Origin of the sequence: Thiohalomonas denitrificans (assembly GCF_016841685.1) — a bacterium.
GTDB lineage: Bacteria > Pseudomonadota > Gammaproteobacteria > Thiohalomonadales > Thiohalomonadaceae > Thiohalomonas > Thiohalomonas denitrificans_A.
On record NZ_JAENYR010000006.1, the window covers coordinates 1 to 16,951 of the forward strand.

General features: G+C 60.0%; 13 protein-coding genes. 3 read left to right on the forward strand and 10 right to left on the reverse strand.

What is annotated here, in order from left to right; genetic code table 11:
- Positions 1 to 379 precede the first annotated feature (379 nt).
- The 6 genes from Q7L05_RS01970 to Q7L05_RS01995 all read right to left on the reverse strand — a co-directional run bounded on the left by Q7L05_RS01970 (position 380) and on the right by Q7L05_RS01995 (position 9,324).
- On the reverse strand, positions 380 to 1,027 hold the full coding sequence (locus Q7L05_RS01970) for a cytochrome b/b6 domain-containing protein (protein ID WP_303901190.1): 648 nt from the start codon (positions 1,025 to 1,027) through the stop codon (positions 380 to 382).
- The gene (locus tag Q7L05_RS01975; RefSeq protein ID WP_303901192.1) at positions 1,024 to 2,580 is read right to left on the reverse strand and encodes a tetrathionate reductase family octaheme c-type cytochrome; all 1,557 of its coding nucleotides are present in this window, start codon (positions 2,578 to 2,580) and stop codon (positions 1,024 to 1,026) included. Before Q7L05_RS01975 ends, Q7L05_RS01970 begins: the two co-directional genes overlap by 4 nt.
- Before the next feature lie 266 nt (positions 2,581 to 2,846).
- On the reverse strand, positions 2,847 to 5,135 hold the full coding sequence (locus Q7L05_RS01980) for a hypothetical protein (protein ID WP_303901194.1): 2,289 nt from the start codon (positions 5,133 to 5,135) through the stop codon (positions 2,847 to 2,849).
- Between the two features lie 83 nt (positions 5,136 to 5,218).
- On the reverse strand, positions 5,219 to 5,797 hold the full coding sequence (locus Q7L05_RS01985; RefSeq protein WP_303901196.1) for a hypothetical protein: 579 nt from the start codon (positions 5,795 to 5,797) through the stop codon (positions 5,219 to 5,221).
- Complete coding sequence (locus tag Q7L05_RS01990) at positions 5,794 to 7,662, reverse strand: glycosyltransferase family A protein (protein ID WP_303901198.1); 1,869 nt, start codon at positions 7,660 to 7,662, stop codon at positions 5,794 to 5,796. Before Q7L05_RS01990 ends, Q7L05_RS01985 begins: the two co-directional genes overlap by 4 nt.
- A 6-nt stretch (positions 7,663 to 7,668) precedes the next feature.
- Positions 7,669 to 9,324 carry a thiamine pyrophosphate-binding protein gene (locus tag Q7L05_RS01995; protein WP_303901200.1) on the reverse strand — a complete coding sequence of 552 codons (1,656 nt, stop codon included), beginning with the start codon at positions 9,322 to 9,324 and terminating at the stop codon, positions 7,669 to 7,671.
- A gap of 285 nt (positions 9,325 to 9,609) precedes the next feature.
- Between Q7L05_RS01995 and Q7L05_RS02000 the strand changes: the two genes are divergently transcribed.
- Positions 9,610 to 10,428, forward strand: coding sequence for a TlpA disulfide reductase family protein (locus Q7L05_RS02000; RefSeq protein WP_303901202.1), 819 nt, complete (start codon positions 9,610 to 9,612; stop codon positions 10,426 to 10,428).
- A 70-nt stretch (positions 10,429 to 10,498) separates the two neighbouring features.
- On the opposite strand, the gene Q7L05_RS02005 is transcribed toward Q7L05_RS02000, so the two are convergent.
- Both Q7L05_RS02005 and Q7L05_RS02010 read right to left on the reverse strand, forming a co-directional pair.
- Entirely contained in the window at positions 10,499 to 11,185 is a 687-nt protein-coding gene (locus Q7L05_RS02005; RefSeq protein ID WP_303901204.1) for a hypothetical protein, read from the reverse strand.
- Positions 11,182 to 11,739, reverse strand: coding sequence for an RNA polymerase sigma factor (locus Q7L05_RS02010; protein WP_303901206.1), 558 nt, complete (start codon positions 11,737 to 11,739; stop codon positions 11,182 to 11,184). The genes Q7L05_RS02005 and Q7L05_RS02010 overlap by 4 nt, the downstream gene beginning before the upstream one ends.
- A gap of 167 nt (positions 11,740 to 11,906) precedes the next feature.
- Here Q7L05_RS02010 and Q7L05_RS02015 point away from each other — a divergent pair, with 167 nt between their 5' ends.
- A complete protein-coding gene (locus Q7L05_RS02015) occupies positions 11,907 to 12,347 on the forward strand; it encodes a DsrE family protein (RefSeq protein ID WP_303901208.1) in 441 nt (146 codons plus the stop codon).
- A 108-nt stretch (positions 12,348 to 12,455) separates the two neighbouring features.
- On the opposite strand, the gene Q7L05_RS02020 is transcribed toward Q7L05_RS02015, so the two are convergent.
- Together Q7L05_RS02020 and Q7L05_RS02025 are read right to left on the reverse strand one after the other, a co-directional pair.
- A complete protein-coding gene (locus Q7L05_RS02020) occupies positions 12,456 to 14,579 on the reverse strand; it encodes a hypothetical protein (RefSeq protein WP_303901210.1) in 2,124 nt (707 codons plus the stop codon).
- A gap of 200 nt (positions 14,580 to 14,779) precedes the next feature.
- Positions 14,780 to 15,514, reverse strand: coding sequence for a hypothetical protein (locus Q7L05_RS02025; RefSeq protein WP_303901212.1), 735 nt, complete (start codon positions 15,512 to 15,514; stop codon positions 14,780 to 14,782).
- 412 nt (positions 15,515 to 15,926) lie between these two features.
- Here Q7L05_RS02025 and Q7L05_RS02030 point away from each other — a divergent pair, with 412 nt between their 5' ends.
- A complete protein-coding gene (locus tag Q7L05_RS02030) occupies positions 15,927 to 16,922 on the forward strand; it encodes a porin (protein ID WP_303901214.1) in 996 nt (331 codons plus the stop codon).
- Positions 16,923 to 16,951: the final 29 nt, after the last annotated feature.

The window sequence follows — 16,951 nt, forward strand, 5'->3', positions numbered from 1 at the left end:
ACTTCGTCGCCGGGGCTCCTCGTAATGACAGCGGGGGCAAGTTCATCAGGAGGAGACCCAGCGACGCGGCAATCTGGGGCTTTGGGAGCAGAAGATTACTTCGTCGCTTAGGCTCCTCGTAATGACAGCGAGGACAAGTTCATCAGGAGGAGCCTCAGCGACGCGGCAATCTCGGGGTTGGGAGTAGAGATTACTTCGTCGCCCGGGCTCCTCGTAATGACAGCGGGGGCAAGCTCTTCAGGAGGAATCTCGGCGACGTGGCAATCTCAGGGTTGGGAGTAGAAATTACCACGTCGCTCAGGCTCTTCATAATGGACCGGCAGGAGCGAGTTGTTCATCAACAGAAGAACGGGCCAGCACCCATTATTCCAGGTGGCGATCAGGGCAGCTTGCCTCGCTCGCTGAGATAGGCCGCCTCGGCTTCCGTGAGTTCCACCTCGTCATAGCCGTCCAACATGGGTCGCAAGTGGTGCCAGAAGGAGCCACCGATGGTAAGCAGGTAGGCGTGCACCACCACGAAGGCGAGTATGGCGTAGGCGGCGAGCAGGTGAATTGCTGCCACCCAGCCGAGGGCGTCGGCATTACTGGCCGGATCGGCCCAGAGGTTATAAGTGAGATAGGCAACCCCGGTGATCCAGACCGCGGGGAAGAGCACCAGCTTCAGGGCCAGGTAGGCGAGCGCCTGAAGCGGATTGTGTTTGCGCCAGAACGCCTTGCGGTAGGGGTGACGCTCGCCCTTGAAGATCCCGTAGGCATAAAAGCGAGCCACCGCCCACAGACCCTGTGTGGTGGGCAGGTAGTGGCGCCAGGCACCGGTCGTAAAATGCCAGAAGATGGCCAGCAGCCACAAGACAATGAGCGCGATGGCGGACCAGGAGTGTAAACCCGCCGCGGCTTCGAAGGTGATCGTGTGGTGGAGACCGTGGACGGCCAGTCCGGTGAACAACAGGGTCATGATCAGCAGCATCTGCGTCCAATGCCAGAAGCGCTCGAAGCGGCTAAAGACCATTACGCGGCGTCGGGTCATGTTGCCCTCCTCCGGGCAGCCGAAATGAGGCGCAGCAAAGTGTGCAGTAGAACAGCGGCCAGTGACCCTCCCACGAGCAACAGACCAATCCAGTCCGTCCAGCGCCCGTCACGGCCCGGCAGATAGAAGCCGCCCAGGTCGGCCAGGCGGCCGTTGTCACTGTGGCACGCGGCGCAAGCGAGGGCCTCCTCCTTCGGAGCCACCATGTGGGTTGTGGGCCAGTACGAATAGGTCTCGATAAAACCGTGCTCGCCGCTGTAGGGGATGTCGTTCTTTTCCATGCCGCGGGCGATGGCCCGGCCGAAATCGTAGTTACCCCAGAAGGCGTCCGGGTCATCTCCCCAGAGGTGCATGTAGACCAGCGTATTCTTGCCTTTGTCGTACGGCTGCACGCTGTGCATTCGTTTGAAGGGCCAGATGCGCGCCCCGGGGTCGTTGGCCGCACCCTCGAAGCGATTGATGGGAATGGGGGCGTCATCCGGGTCGAAGCGGGTATCGATGGTGGTATAGATCATGCGCCCATCGAACCAGGCGTAGCGGGGAACGATGTTTTCATCGTACTCGAAGCTCCCCTTGATGGTTTTGTAGGTGGCGCGGTGTTCGCCATTGCCCTGGGTATAGTTCTTCTCCTTGTAAGCCACCCCATCGCGGGTGCGACCGGCGGTGCGCCAGTCCCAGAAGGTCATGGTTGCGACCCCGCCACGGGCCATGGCGGGGATGTGACACGTCTGGCACGCCACCCGATCCACATGGTCGTTGAGCTTGAGCCCTGCGGCCTCGGTGTTGGCATGGGGCGCCGTGCCGTGGCACGACTCACAAGTAGCCACATCACGGCGCATACCGGGCTTGCCGGTCCCTCCGGTGTCACGTGCCACCACGTTATAGCGGCTACCGGCCCAGAGATGCTTTTCAGTCACATGGCATTGGGTGCAGGGGAAATTGAGCCCTTCGGCGTCCATGTGCACGTCCAGGGCGCGGGGCGGTGCGCCGAGGGAGGAGTCGAGGTCGCCATGCTTGACGCCATCACCACCACCACCGAAGAAGTGACAGACACCGCAATTCTCGCGCCCCGGCTGGCCCACGTCCTGTGCCACGCGAGCCCAGTCGAAAGGCTCCTTCCCTTCGAACATGATGGAGCAGGCCTCGTTGCCCTTGGTGGGCGGAGGCCGGTAGTAGCTGCCGGTGCGATCATGGCAGATGAGGCAATCGATGTTTTCGGCGCGGGTAAAGTCGAATTGGTTGTTCTCCCAGTTGTAACCGGTGTGACACTGGGCACACATCCCTTCATTGCCGCGTGCGTTGGTGCAGAAATTGTTCACCAGATGCCGCTTGCCCAGCAGCTGGTCGGTCTCGGGATGGCGGTACTCCCAGGTCCAGTGGATGGACTCCATGAACTGATCATCCGCCTCGGTATGGCATTCGAGACAGGCGCGGGTCACATCGGGACCGCTTGTGAACGGCCCCTGCAATTGCTCGAATTTGCTGTGGTCGGCCGTAGAACCGGCATCGGTGCGTCGGGAGGCGGAGAGTGAACCTTCGCTATGGAAGGTCATGTCAGAGTCGACACCACTTTCTTCATCGGTAGTAGCAGACAGCGGGAGCGGTAAAAATGCCAGTAGTAACACCGGCCACAGGGCAAGGCACGGCAACTTGCCTGGTGATTGCGAAGCAAAAAATGCTGAGAAATCTATCCGGAAAACCTGCACCGGTTGGGCCTCTCTTCCTGTAATTAATTACCTTAACTTGGAAATAGTTTTAACTGCACTCCATTGCTTCTATTATCGCACATCCGAACAGTCTGGGATCCACGTTGCGATACTCAGTGATTGCCAAGCAGGCGCTTTTCTGCAGAAACGGCCAGTTGGGCAAGCCGGGCGAGGATCCGCTGGCGGATAGCTTGTGTGCGGGAGAGGGCCATGCCGGCCACATCCAGCAACCCGTAGGGATCGGCCTCATCGAAATCACCGTTAATGGCGTGTTTTGCCATATTGTCCTCCACAACCGGCACACCGAAGGGCCAGGGGGCTTCCCTCAGGTTGAGCCGGATGGCCATCAAGAGCTGACTCACATCTCTGACACGTTCGTCGATGCGATCTTTGAGGGCATTATTACGTGATGAACCATAGCTGAGCAGCAGCTCGAGAATCGTTGAATGCATATGCAGTGACCGGAGCTTGGGCAGGACTTCGTCCGTGCGACGGAGTGCAACGCGCAGCCGGCCGACCTCCTCCTGGAACTGACCAGGCGTACTTATGCTCAGGTAAGCAAGACCGATTGCCAGTCTCTGTGAAGGTGCATGGACCGACTGCTGCAGCTTCCTGGCTGTCTTCTCCTCTTCACTCTCGAGTTCCCGGCACTCCCTGTGAATACTTTCGAGATCAACCTTTCCTTCAGGCAGGGGGATTTTCGCACTTACCAGAACCTCACGGGCATTGGCCTCGATCAGCTGTCGTTCGATCTCGAAGTAGTGCTGCAAGCTAACGCGATTGCCGACCTGCTCCTCTTTTGAGCGCACCGCTGCATCCCGGAGCTTCTCCCGCAGCATTGCTGCGCTTCCCTCGGGAAGGAGCTGGTGGAGCGGTACGGGTGCTCGATGAAGGTCCAGAAAGTAACTACGAAGCAGGCGTTCGGCGTTGGTCGGTTCGGCAACGATGGGCGTGAGCCGGTCAGGGGTTATCGGCGTAAGCAGCGTACTGCGATAATGCAAATAGCTGGTCCTCCGGCTCAGGCCTTCGAAGCCCGAGACGAGTTGGCGTGCTGGCCGTTCATCGGTGTAACGGGCCTTTTGAGGGTTCTTCTCGATCCGTTCGATCCGTTTGAGGTCAGTAGGGCGGGAACTGTCCACGCCGGCCGGTCCATCCTTTAACACCTTGCGAATTTTCGTCTGAAACTGCTCCGCCTGCTCACGGGCCAGTGACAGCGCGGCGACCGGCAAGCGTTCCGTCAGCTCTCGCTTGTCGATCCAGTTGCGCTCCTCTTGCTCCGCGGCCGCATCGAGGGCCATTTCCAACAGATGCTGCATGGATAGAGTGCTGCGGAACACTTCGCTGCCGCTAAGCCGCGCCTGAATCCTGTCCGAACGAAACTGCAGTAACTCGAGGGGACCGGAAGAGACGGCGGTGACTATTCTCAGAAGGCCGCGGTGGAGATCACGGGAGAGGGCGAGAAGCTTCCACCCGATATGACCAAGCAGGGCGGCAGGTCCCGAGTGCTTTTTCAGCTTTTCCATCAGATGGTCCAGCTCATCCTTGCCGAAGACCGCCTGTCGGAGGCGCTGATCGCTGGCGCGAACGAACTGGGTGCGCCGAGCCGCCTGATTCCGGCCCAGATATCCAAGCTCGCGCCCAAGCACCCCGGCTAATTGCCGGACGGTAAGTCCTCCGATGAGGGTGAGTCCCAACTGGAGCGTGGGTCGCCTTGCCGGGATCTCCGGAAGGGCCCCGAAGTTCAACGTAATTCTGGCACTGCAGTCGACGGCGATGTTTGGGGGTACAGGCGCGTCAATCTGCCTACAGACCTCACTCAAGAGTTCATCCAGATGAGGCGCTTGGCCCGGCTTCAGGGTTATCGCCGAGACCGTGCGGCCACCGGGCAGCAATGGCTTGATGAGTAGCGCAATGAACGCAGCGCCGATCAATCCCGGCAGTGTATGGAACAGCAGCCCCGCCAGGCCATACGTCCCGTAGAAATCGAGATTGAAAACCAGATGGTAAATCAGGGCAGCGGATAGCGACGCCAATACCAACAAATGGACCAGCCACAGAGTGCCCACCAACAGTGCCGCACCCGTGATGTTCATGCGATAGCGGAATCCGGCCGGTTTCGAAATCGCGCTGTCGGGCGCCTTTTGTTCTTTTTCCAACGTGGAGTTTCGAGGCCGGGATTCGAGCTTGGCAACGGCGCCTGTTGTGGCGATAGCCGCTAACAACCGTTGACCATCCTCGAGCCTCTCGACGGTCTTCAGCACACGAGGCTTCCCGGAAAACAGTGTCTCGATGTCCGTCGCGGAGCGGCGAAACAGCCGGGACAGGCGGATCTTTACCTCATCGGGATCCTTGCCGTCGCTGATTTGACCGTCGAACAGTACTCTGTAGCTTTCTGCCACCATGGCCCTTCGTCTGGTTGGCGTTCGCCGACCTGCAAACATATGACGCCCGGAAACCGGGGAAATGAAACTGGGTCACAGTTTCTCTATTTTTTACGATCTTTTTGTGAGGGGCCCAATTGGGTCCCTGCGGCATTGTAGGTGACATCAAATTCCGCCACTGCTGCTTCAAAATCGCCCTCGGCACCGATGCGGTCCCAAAAGTCCCGAAAATCCTGTTGGGCATTTTCAAGACGGAACCGCATCTTGTTGGCCTTGCCGGCAAGGAACAGCTCAATGTTGGCAGTGACGGTTTCCACATAGTCGAGCGCAACATCAAGGGCCCGGCTCTCGATGTCCTCGGGCAGGTAGAGATAAATGCCGTGGGCGTAGGCGGACATGATCAGGCCCGGATCGAGCCGCCCGGCGTAACTGCGGGCGACCGCACGCTGATCGCGCTGCAGGTGGACGTAAAAGACGTCGCGTGGGTAATCCCGCTCCAGGCGCCCCAGAAACCAGGCCAGCCGGTTGTCCGACTCGATGTGCCTGGGTGGGTAGTTCAGGCGTTCCGGGCCGAAACAGGCGACCCGGGTCTCATGGCCGCTGCTGTAATTCGTAATGTGCCGGCAGGCCCGCTCGAAGGTGGTCGAGCCGCAGCGGCCGGTACTGAGTACAAAGACGTTCACGTAGCCACCTCCTCGCCGCGATGTTCGGGGAACGACCCATGATGATGGTGACGCAGAAGCGATTCCCAGGCAGCCCGATCACGAACGTAGCTGACGATCTCCCTCTTAATGGCGTCCAGCCGTTGACGGCGGTGCTTCTTTGATGCAATCAATGCATGGCCGTCCGCACCCGGCCCGAAATTGTGTTCGATATTGTCAAAGAAGCGCCGGAACTGCCGTCTCGCCGCCGCCAGTTCACTCCTGCTGTGCCACCAGTTGCCCGCATCGTCGAACCGGGCCCGTGCCTCGGCAAGCCTCGCCTGGATAGCCCGGCGTTTGTCGGCATAAAACCGTTGCATGCGCTCCTCGACGGACGCGATCACCTCCCCTACTTTTCGGTCCGACAGAGGCGTTCCGGGATAGCCGAGTGCAATCAGCTCACTCACCGTAAAAAGCAAGACGTCACCAAAGAATTGCCTCTCGAACTCCCCGGACAGATCGACACAGCCCTGCCCCCGTTCGACCCCGGGCCGAAACTCCGACTGCTCATCGACGGTGCGGGTGTGCAAAAGGGGCAGATTGGTGGCCACAAACTGGTTACCAAGCTCGGCCTGGAGCAGCCGGCCCAGGGTAGGGCCTGCCATGCGCAGCTTGAGATCGGCAAACGGAATGAAATACCTGAGCGCTTCAGTGGTCAGCACGTAGTTACCGGTGTAGACGGTCCGGGCGGGTGCCGCCGTCGCCACGGCATCCGAATAGCCGAAGTCAGTCGAGCGCGTGGGGTGCTCACCATCGAAGAAACGATCCAGTCGACCGGCAAACTCGGCCAGGCCGGCGAGGTGATCATGGACTCCCTCGAGGGCACACCGATAGGCATAGGCGCCCTCCTCACCCTGAAAACCGAACAGCCCGGCCATGTCATGGTAGGCCGCGTCTCCGCCATTTTGCGCAGCCGCATGAAAACCACAGGACCGGTCGGGGTCTGCCGAGGCCATGCCGTTCAGAAAGGCGATGATGTCGACGAGAAAATTGCCGGCCATCACCGCCGGGGAGACCGGCGGGTCGCCGACCACCTTGCCGGTGGCAACCTGGATATCGCATTCCGTGAACAGGCGATCCAGGGCATGAAAGTAATTGAGAGCCGGGAGGTCCTCGTCTCCCCCCGGGCGCGTGACCCGTATCCTGAATTGTTCATCACTGTCCACGAAGAGGAACAGCGCCTGGTCGGGCCCGGACCTGCCGGCGGCAAACAGACAGGCCAGATTGCGCGTAACGGAGGCGCCCTTGTGGTGCATGCCGGTCCGGAAGGGCTCCCCCAGGATGGAGACGAGCCGGGTCCGCTCGGACACTGAAAGAGTGCCGAGGAGCCGTCGCTGCTCATCGGCACCGAAGTAGATTCCTTTGAGTCCCCGATGCGCGATTGCTTCTACGATTTCCCGGTTGCGGTCGATGATGGATGCATCTTTGGAGTCATCAGCCACCACTGCGACGATCTTCTTGAAGCGTCCGTCAAAGCCTCCGTAGCCGAACGCCCGGCACTGGGACAACAGGCTTTCGAGCACATTGTGAAGGTGCCGGGGCCGGTCAGCGACCGGGATGATCACGAAAAACCGATGCCGGCGGTCGACTCCGCGCTGCTCGATCAGTCTCTCCAGTTCGCGAAAGGCGTGTTGATAGTTTCCCAGCGTTTCGTGGTCCGGTCCGTCGGACCAGATCGCTCGCTCGATCAAAGGCAGACTGGATTCGTACAGTGTGATGAGGGCCCCGGGATCCGGCCAGCCTTCCGTCTCGGCGTGCAACCGCTGCCACCGCTCCCCCAGCTTCCGAATAGCGGGGTCGCTAACGAACTGATCAAGCAGAGTGCCAAGTGCCCGAGGAGTCCGCATCAGCCATCAACGCCTCGAGCTGTAGGCGGGAAAGGCGTCCCGATCAATGATGATTTCAATGAGATTGATCCCTGCATCGAAGTCCAGGGCGCCGAACGCCTCATCGATATCCGCCTCGCGGCGAATGCACTGATAGGCTACGCCGAAAGCCGCCGCCAGTTGCGCGTAGTCGGGATTGGTGAAATCGCAGTCGATGAAGCGATCTTCATACCGCTGGTGCTGGTTCTTGCGGATCAAGCCGAGGGTGCCGTTATTAAACAAGATCACGGTCAGCGGGATACGGTAGTTGACCGCCGTCATCAGCTCCATGCAACACATCTGGAAACCCCCATCTCCGAGGATGGCGAAGGTCTGCCGTTGTGAGGCAAGCCGGGCGCCGATCGCGGCGGGGATGGCGTGGCCGAGCGACGAAATCCCGGAATTGGGGTGATAGCTGGTGGTACGGGAGGCATCCAGCAGGTTCTGAGCAAAGATGATGTTGTCGTCGAAGATCTGGTTTTCGTCCGTGAAGCGTTCGTTAAAGCGGCTGAAAAACTGTTCCACCAGGGGGAATTGGTCACCGAAAAGAGTGGACATCGCATTGCTGTGAATCTCATTTGGCCGCCGACCCGGTGCCGATAAGGCCGGGGACGTGCGGCCCCGCAGCCGGGCCAGGATACCCTCGAGCGAGTCCCCGATATCCCCGACCACCGCGACATCGGCCCGAAACACCTTCTCAATCTGCTCGGGATTGCGGTCGACCTGAACGATCTTCCGGTTGTCCAGCAACTGTCCATCCCAGAGATAACTGGTGCGTTCGTTGAAGGTGGCACCGAGCACCAGAAGCAGGTCGGCGTGCTCGACGATGTACTCGTAGGCCCGGCCGCTGGAGGTGACGCCGAGCGTACCGAGCGACCATTCGGAATGTTCATCGATAATGCCCTTGCCCTTGAGCGTGGTCGCCACCGGGATAGAGAGCGCCTGACTGAGTTGCGCAACGGCCTCATGCGAACCGGCCTGAATGCAGCCGTAGCCGGCTACGACCACCGGATTGCGGGCAGCAAGCAGCCGCTGGACCACATCATCCAGCAGTGGATCATCGCGACGCCTGGGCGAGGTGTGCCTTGTGGTCCGTATGGTGTCCAGCAGTTCCAGGTCGATAAACTCCTGCTGCACATTGAACGGGAAACTCAGAAGGACCGGTCCAGGACAGTCGGAGAGCAAGGCGTTGCTCGCCTGATTGAGGACACTGGGCAGATAATCGACCCGCTCCACCAGCCGGTGGTATCGGGTAATACCGCGGAACAGCGTCCCCTGATCGATGGCCCCGCCCTCGCCGGAACTCTCCTGGAGCCCCCCCTTGCCGAAGACCTCGGTAGAGGACTCGCCGGTAATGATCAACACCGGCTGGCGGTCGGCATAGGCATTGGCGATCCCGGTCACCAGATTGGTGGCGCCCGGGCCTGCTGTGGTGATACAGGCACCCATGCCGCCGGAGACGCGGGCATAGCCACCGGCCATGAAGGCGGCACCCTGCTCGTGTTTGGCAAGGATGCTCTTGATGGAGGAGTCGTACAGGCAGTCGTAGACCGGCAGAATATGGGCGCCCGGCATGCCGAAGACGCATTCGATGCCGAGCCGTTCCATGTACCGTACGATGAATTCGCTGACCTGAACTTTCATAGGAAAAAGGAGACGTTGGTATATCCGGAGGAGATACAGAAGGTTTCTGAGGTTTGGGGCCCCTTTTTGCCATTGCACGCCCAAAACTACAAGCGAAAACGACACCACAACGTCGGGGTTCCTAGAAAAACCATGCACTCGGGGTGGTTCTTTACCGGTCCTGACGGACGCGATTCACGGAACTACAGCCGGATGGCTTGGTCCAACAAGCTGCCGCGGCCATTACGACCTGTCAAGCATTCTGTTCGGCGCCTCTTCTGACCTTCATACCGGACAGGACACTGAATGCTTTCCGTGAGTATCGGCCCCTTCGCTACCTCCTTCGATCGTCTCCTGCCCGTGGTAGCCGTGCTCGTCGCTTTGACGGTCGGTGCTCTGCTGGGCCGTCGCCGCGGTGTCGCGACTGGCGGTACGCTGCTCAACCTGGTGTGGATCGGGATAGTGGTGGCGCGGATTGGTTTCGTGTTGCGCTACATGGATGAATACCGCGACGATTGGCTGGGCGCACTGGATATCCGTGACGGCGGCTTCGACGTCGCCAGCGGCCTGGTCGCGGCACTTGCTGCTGCCGCATGGATCCTCTGGCGGACACCGGCTGTTCGGAAACCGCTCGGGGCCGCATTGCTGGCCGGCGGGCTGAGCTGGGGCTCCATCGCAGGCGTGGTAACGCTGATCGAGACCCAGTCGCGCGCGATGCCGCAGGTGACACTGCAGACCCTGGGCGGTGCGCGCACTGATCTGCAGGCGCTCTCCGCAAACTCTGGTCAGCCCATGGTGGTTAATCTATGGGCAACCTGGTGCCCCCCCTGCCGGCGTGAGATGCCGGTTCTGGAGGCTGCGCAACAAGAACACCCCGACATCAACTTCGTGTTCGCCAACCAGGGTGAAGGAGCGGCACAGATCCAGCAGTTCATCGACGAGTCCTCACTGACGCTCGACAACGTCGTGCTCGATCGAGGGGGCGCTCTGGGCCAGACCGTCGGCTCGATGGCATTGCCGACGACCCTCTTCTACGATGCCGACGGGCGGCTCGTCAACAGCCATACCGGCGAACTGTCGCGAGCGACCCTGGCCAGAGGCCTCCGGCGATTCGACAACCAATGAGCGAACTATTTTGCTAAATGGCGCGATGCCACCGGACCCACTCGGGTATGTCGCGGGTACCCGCTGATATCTATGCCTTGATGTAGTGCCAGCCATTCTGCAGCCGGTCCACAATGTGATCCACCGCAGAAGAAGCGCGCACTATCCCCTCTATCAGTTGGACCCGCTCTCCCTGCCGCTCAATACGGGCAATGGTATTACCGCAAGCAAACAGTCGCAGATCGGGATGCGCACTGATGAGTTCGCGCACACGGCCGGCATCAGCGGAGCGGTCGGAGCGCAGTAGGTCCAGGGCCTCGGAGTGGGCCACCAGCTCCACCCGGTGATAGCCCTCCGCCAGCAGGTTTTCCACCCGGTCCAGCGCAGCTCGCTGACGCGCCGGATCGGCATCCATGATATGAACAATGACCTGGTCAGATTGGCCCTGGCTGGTTTCGGCAGAGGACGGAACACCCACCACCGTTTCAGGGCCCATGACTCGACCGGCAAAAAAACCCACCATCAGCAGAATCATGGCCGCGGCTACTGCGAATCGGCGACGTCGCCTTTGGGGCGGGTACTTCTCCCTGTAGGGTGGCTCGGCGTCATCCCAGGCGTGGGCGACCAGGTCGCGGGTGATCGCCAGACGCGAGTGCGCGCCACGCAACTCGGGCTCGTTTGCCAACCGTTCCAGCAGGATGGCGCGCTCATCACCGTCCAACTCCCCGTCCAGCAGGGCATTGATGCTGATCTCGTCGAGTTCGCTCAGGCTCTTCATTTCACACTCCGTAGACGGGCGGATTCCGTCGTCTCCTGGTGCAGGTTTAAAAGTCGGGACTGCAGGGCGCGACGGGCACGACAGAGTCGACTCATCACCGTTCCCACCGGGACAGACAGCACACCGGCCACTTCCGCATAGCTCAGTCCTTCCAGGTCCACCAGCGACACGACCTGGCGCTGACCGTCAGGAAGATCAGCTACGGCCGCACGCACCAGCGCGCTGATCTGGCCGCTGTTACGCAACTGCGCAGGACCCGGATCTCCCGCAGGAAGTCGGTGCTTCTCCTCTTCATCCAGCTGCTCCGGTCGCCGGCGGCGCAAGTGTTCGCGCCAGCAGCTGTGCAGCACGGCAAACAGCCACCCGTTGAAGCGCTCCGGATCCCGGACCTGATGCGCCTTCTGCAACGCCCGGGTCAGGGTTTCCTGGGCCAGGTCATCGGCGAGCGCGGGGTCCCCGGTCCAGGCCAGCGCCATGCGATAAAGCCGCTGCCGGCTCTCCGCCAGCTGTTGCTGCGCCTGCCTGGCCCCGCAGAACCAGTCGAACACACTCATCTTGCTGTTTCTCCTCCTTTGCGGACGCCTGGGACGCCTCGTCACAGCCCCGTTTGGCAGGGGCTTGCGGGAAAGATGCACGAACGAGGGAATAAATTCCATGGCGGTGGCATCTCCCTGCCTGAGGCCGTCACCAGGACGGCCCGCCAACCAAAGGAGCAATACCCATGAAAATCCTGAGCACGGTACTTATCGCCGCCGCCCTCATCACCCTTGCCGGCCCCGCCGCCGCCGAACGCTATGGTGAGCAAAAAGTGGTCTATCACGTCAACGACTTCGCCAGAGCCAACGCCGCCCTGCGTAATATCGGCAATCATCTGGATGCCACCGGCGATGACCGCACCGATATTGTCGTAGTCACCCACAGCGGGGGTATCAATTTCCTCCTGGACAATGCCCAGGACAAGAAAGGAAACACCTTCGAAATGGATGTTCTCAATTTGTCCAAACGTGGTGTCGAATTCCGCGTTTGTGCCAACACCCTGAGCGCCCGCAATCTGGACGAGGGCGACTACTCGATGCTCGAAGAGGTCATCGAGGTGGTTCCCTCCGGTGTTGCCGAAGTGGCACATCTTCAGCAACAGGGCTATGTCCTTCTAAAACCATAGCTCGGCCAACTGGGCCACCTTCCAACGGAGACGTCGAAGTACCTGGCCTCGGGCACCTGTCGGCCGAGCCATTTCGGCCGATAAGCTGAATGGCTCGGCTGCCGACATCTACGGCTTGCTGACAGGATCGCCCAGCAGCGGATTGTAACGTGTGTCGAAGGTCCCGCCCTGACTGATGTGGCCGTCGACGTTTTCCGGTTGCGCCACGGCATCGACCGGCTCGCCCTCTTCATTGACCAACTCACCATCGCGATTCACGCTTGCAATGCCCGTTGGCGTGATCCCGACGCCATCCAGTCCCCAGGGGCGACTCTGAATGATCTCTCCTACGGGGATCGGGTCGCCATTGGCGTCTTTCACCCGCCCGTCGGAGCGGAATGTGAAGGGGGCCGCGTCCGGCCCGATACCGAACGTATTCTTGCCAAGGTTAAAGCTCTGATCGAGCACGATACGTCGGTAGGCGGCGATGTTGTCGTGCATGGTCTCCGGCATCGGGTACCAGATGCTTCCCTTGATATAGTCTTCGCCCGATTCGGCATCGCGATAGAGGTAGGCCCGGCGATCGGCATAATGGCGCATGATGCGCGTCCGGTCAGCCAGGATCGCCCGGCGCTCGCTGGCTGCGATCTCCTTGAGGCGTTCATCATCGAAGATAAGGTCCAGAGGTGATCCCAGGGCAAGCTCCTTCTCCAGCTTTTCGTTGCGGGCATAAGCGAGAAGCTCCTTCTTGATCTCCGCCGGCATGACGCCAAACAGATCGGCACCGACTACCGACCAGTAGAAATACTCCAGCTCACCCTTGTCGAGGTTGATGTTGCGATAGTCGCGCAGCCGCGTGCGCTCCGGGTGGGCGGATGCATAATCGCCGTAATCCATCTCGCCCCAACCCTCGGCGCCGGGCAGCTTGCGCTGGAAAGACCAGACGCTGTCAATCGTATTGCCGACGGCCGAGTGGCAGCCGAGACACTGCAGGAGCTCTTCGGTGCTTTGCGGGCGCAGCTCGCCCTCACGATCTTCAATATAGGCGGCCAGAATCCAGCCCGACTTGTTGTCGATCCAGCCTTGCCACTGTTGTCCCAGGATGCGACCGGCCGATTCCTCCTTGGGGCCGATATCATCCAGGCCCACTTCCTTCCATTTGTAAAGGTAACGAACCTCCTTGACCCGCTTGGAACGGGTACCGGGAAATTCGTAGTCCACCTTCGATGTCCGTACCCCGTCAAGACGGTCACCCACTTCACCATCAGCGGCCAGATCGACGTAGTGCAGGGGGTGGGCGAACTCGGTCTCCACGGGATAGAAGCCACGCCGGATCGGCACTGCCGAGGCATCGCCGAGATATCGCTCGCGCTTGAGTTCCCGGTTTTTGATGTTGCGCTCCAGCAGATCCAGGTTGCGGCGCAGGACTTCGATATCGACCTTTTCACCCCTGGTCATGAAGATGCGCGGCAACCGGATATAGATGCCGCTAACGGAGCCGCCCAGGGGCGTAAAGATGGCATAGGGAAAGAAATCGACGGCGCGCCAGCCTGTATAGCCGTGTTTCTCATCACGCACAAAGCCTTCGGCATCGATATAGCCGTGGCGGCCCTCTTCGCTCGGGTCATCACCCCGGGCCGGATAGAGGTGGTCCGGATTCAGTGCGGGCAACAGGCGCAGCGGGCTATCCGGATTGCTGCGATTGTTCCAACTGTCATCACCGTTCGGGCGCGCCGCACGGTAACCCGCCCGCCAGTTATCGGAGCGCACATAGCGCAGGTTATCGCCAGCGCCCGATCGCGGAATCGAAATCTCGTCGTCCCGCAAACGCGCAACCAGACGATCGGGAAAAATCACATTATCCCACAGGACCTTATTGAGATTGGGCGAAGGAAAGCTGTAGAGCACCTGTGTCTCGATACTCTCGCCCAGCGGCCAGGCATTTCCGTGGTTGCGCCGTGCCAAGTCGGTGGTGTGGCAGTATTTGCAGGCGTTCTGTGTGCCGTAACTCGTTTCGATCCAGCATTGCGGGGGAATCGACGGCTCTTCGTTATGGCTCGGCTTGTAACGGGTTCCGGTAAATCTCTCGAAACCGGCCGGCGACTTTCCCTCTTTCAGCGCGGTCTCGTACTCGATCACCTGCGGTATCAACCCGGTGGTCTTCCGCAGGCGATCAAATCCATCATCCGCAACGGCTACTGCAGACACAACCAAGCCAACGACTCCGATCACTACCGCCCATCGCCAGTACATCCGGATCCCTCCCATCATCTCCCCGTCACCACCTACTATAGCCTCCGCAGAACACCGCATCGGCCGGGAGGCCGGGAGGCCGGCCTAGAGGCGGGCAGCGAACGAGGTGTTTGGGGCCGGGCTATTAACGGCTATCCGGATGCAAAAACGGCGGGATAACCCGCCGTTTTCGTAGTCTTTTGCTCTGAGTGTGGATCAGCTCAGAAGCGGAAGCCCAGCTTCGCACCGTAGGTGGTAGCGTCACCGGTCTTGTCTCCCTCGACCACGAAGTTCATCAGGCCAAGGTTGAAATTCATTCCGACGAAAACCTTACTCTCGCTGAAATCCTCTTTCCCGAGCTCGAGTCCTTCAACACCGATGATGTCGTTCGGGGTGCTGGTTACCCAAACCTGACCGATACCCGCATAGGGAGTCGCCATCGTGAAGCCCTTGGAGACGGTCAGTTCCAGTCCCTTGGTCTCCAGATCGAGCTGGTCGACGCCAACCAGGCTGGAGTAGGTACCACGCACGGCCACTGCCGGGGTGGCAATACCGCCCTCAAGGAGGGCGTAGCGAACTTCGGCGCCCAACAGTTTGATATTGGTACTCGGCACCGCTGCATAAGAGGCGCCCACATCGATACCGAAGGGGAGCCCCTTGTGGGCATGCAATTTGGCAATCGGCAGCGTGTCGAAGTCATCGTTACCGCTCATCGCCGACTCAAATACTTCCGGATTTTCCAGCTTGGTCGCGGTCACTTCCATGCCGACATCGAAACCGGTGGTGCCGGTGGATTCAGCAGGGGTCAGCGCTTTGTAACTCAGCGCCGCGCCCAGGTCTTCCGACATTTTCCGGAAATCGTCCTGGGCTAGCTCCTGTAACTGGTCGAGATCGTCAGCGCCTGCCGAGCCAGCCACAGCCAGCAGGGACACGGCAAACAGTGTCGCTTTGTTCATTTCAAGATTCCTCCAAAAAACCCCAAGCCCCGCGGCTTCGCGGGAATACAGCGGATTGTCGGCGCAGGGTGGAAAATGGCACTTCGCAGAGAAGCAGGCGTGCAAGCCTTTCATCTTCCCACAAGATGAAAGGCTTGCGCCGATATTATCCCCGGTCGCATACGACACTAACAAGAAAAATGAGAAAACTGAGAACCAGTATACAGTTCTCAGGGAAAGGGCGGTTGTCAATCACCTGAAAACTCACTGCGAAGCAGCCTGGAACAGCGCAACTCCCTGGCTAACAGTTTCCCGCCGTAGACAAACTTCATTGCTTGGTAACCCGACTGTCAGCTCAGCGTAACACTAACTCGAAATACTGCGTGCGGCTTTCGATAAGCGCTTATCAGCGTTTTAACCAGGAGAAAAAACCATGCAGAAGTCTTTACACAACGGCCTGATCGCCGCCGCCGTCGCCTTTGGTCTCAGCGGGACCGCTGCTGCCGAAATGACCGTCTACGGGAAAATCCATGTCTCTGCCGGCGCCATCTCGGAAGATGACGGCATCAGCGACAGCGATTCCACTGCGGTTACCTCCCACGCCTCGCGTCTCGGTGTCAAAGCGAGCAAACCGCTGGACAACGGCATGACCATGAAGGGCCAGATGGAGTTCCAGGTGGATACCGTCGGTGACAGTGCCAAATCCTCCGAGGACCTGATCAAGGCACGCAACACCTACGTCGGCCTGCAGGGCGGCTTCGGCGAGGTGCGTGTCGGCTATCACGACACTCCACACAAGATGGCCACCAGCAAGTTGGACCCGCTCGGCGACACCTACGCCGACTACAACAACGTAGTTGAAACCGATACCCGGGCTAAGAACAGCATTCTGTATCTCAACAGCTTCAACGGCTTCTCTGTCGGCCTGGCCTATGCCGGCGGTGACGATGCTGTGGAGGAAGAGAACGAGAATGACCGCGTCTCCGCCATGCTCAGCTACAAGGGCGGTCCCCTCTATCTGACTGCGGCCGTGGAGGATATCAACGACGTGGACGTCGTAACCGACCCCGACGCTACGGAGACTTCTACCAAGTTCGGCGCCGGCTTCACCTTCGGTGCAGCCAAGCTGGGGCTGGTCTACGACCTTGAAGAGCGCGCAGGCGGCGATGAGGACAGCGCCATGTTTGTCAGCGGCCAGTTGAAGGTGAACGAAAAAGGGAGCATCAAGGCCTCCTACGGCATTCTCGACTACGAGGATAACGCCAAAGAGGACCCCACCTTCTACGCCGTGGCCTACGACCACAAGATGGACAAGGCCGCCAGTCTTTATCTGCTCTTGACCAGCGGCGATGATGGTGGCTTGGCCAAAAAGGGCAAGCTGGAAGGCGACGGCAGCGCTGCCGTGATCGGCGCAGTCTACAAATTCTAGACCGCGCCCGTCTCACCTGAGGAGCATGC

Excerpts from the sequence above, each read along its gene's own strand:
- Q7L05_RS01970 (WP_303901190.1), bottom strand. The coding sequence starts at position 1,027 with ATGACCCGACGCCGCGTAATGGTCTTTAGCCGCTTCGAGCGCTTCTGG.
- Q7L05_RS01975 (WP_303901192.1), bottom strand. The coding sequence starts at position 2,580 with ATGACCTTCCATAGCGAAGGTTCACTCTCCGCCTCCCGACGCACCGAT.
- Q7L05_RS01980 (WP_303901194.1), bottom strand. The coding sequence starts at position 5,135 with ATGGTGGCAGAAAGCTACAGAGTACTGTTCGACGGTCAAATCAGCGAC.
- Q7L05_RS01990 (WP_303901198.1), bottom strand. The coding sequence starts at position 7,662 with ATGCGGACTCCTCGGGCACTTGGCACTCTGCTTGATCAGTTCGTTAGC.
- Q7L05_RS01995 (WP_303901200.1), bottom strand. The coding sequence starts at position 9,324 with ATGAAAGTTCAGGTCAGCGAATTCATCGTACGGTACATGGAACGGCTC.
- Q7L05_RS02000 (WP_303901202.1), top strand. The coding sequence starts at position 9,610 with ATGCTTTCCGTGAGTATCGGCCCCTTCGCTACCTCCTTCGATCGTCTC.
- Q7L05_RS02005 (WP_303901204.1), bottom strand. The coding sequence starts at position 11,185 with ATGAAGAGCCTGAGCGAACTCGACGAGATCAGCATCAATGCCCTGCTG.
- Q7L05_RS02010 (WP_303901206.1), bottom strand. The coding sequence starts at position 11,739 with ATGAGTGTGTTCGACTGGTTCTGCGGGGCCAGGCAGGCGCAGCAACAG.
- Q7L05_RS02015 (WP_303901208.1), top strand. The coding sequence starts at position 11,907 with ATGAAAATCCTGAGCACGGTACTTATCGCCGCCGCCCTCATCACCCTT.
- Q7L05_RS02020 (WP_303901210.1), bottom strand. The coding sequence starts at position 14,579 with ATGTACTGGCGATGGGCGGTAGTGATCGGAGTCGTTGGCTTGGTTGTG.
- Q7L05_RS02025 (WP_303901212.1), bottom strand. The coding sequence starts at position 15,514 with ATGAACAAAGCGACACTGTTTGCCGTGTCCCTGCTGGCTGTGGCTGGC.
- Q7L05_RS02030 (WP_303901214.1), top strand. The coding sequence starts at position 15,927 with ATGCAGAAGTCTTTACACAACGGCCTGATCGCCGCCGCCGTCGCCTTT.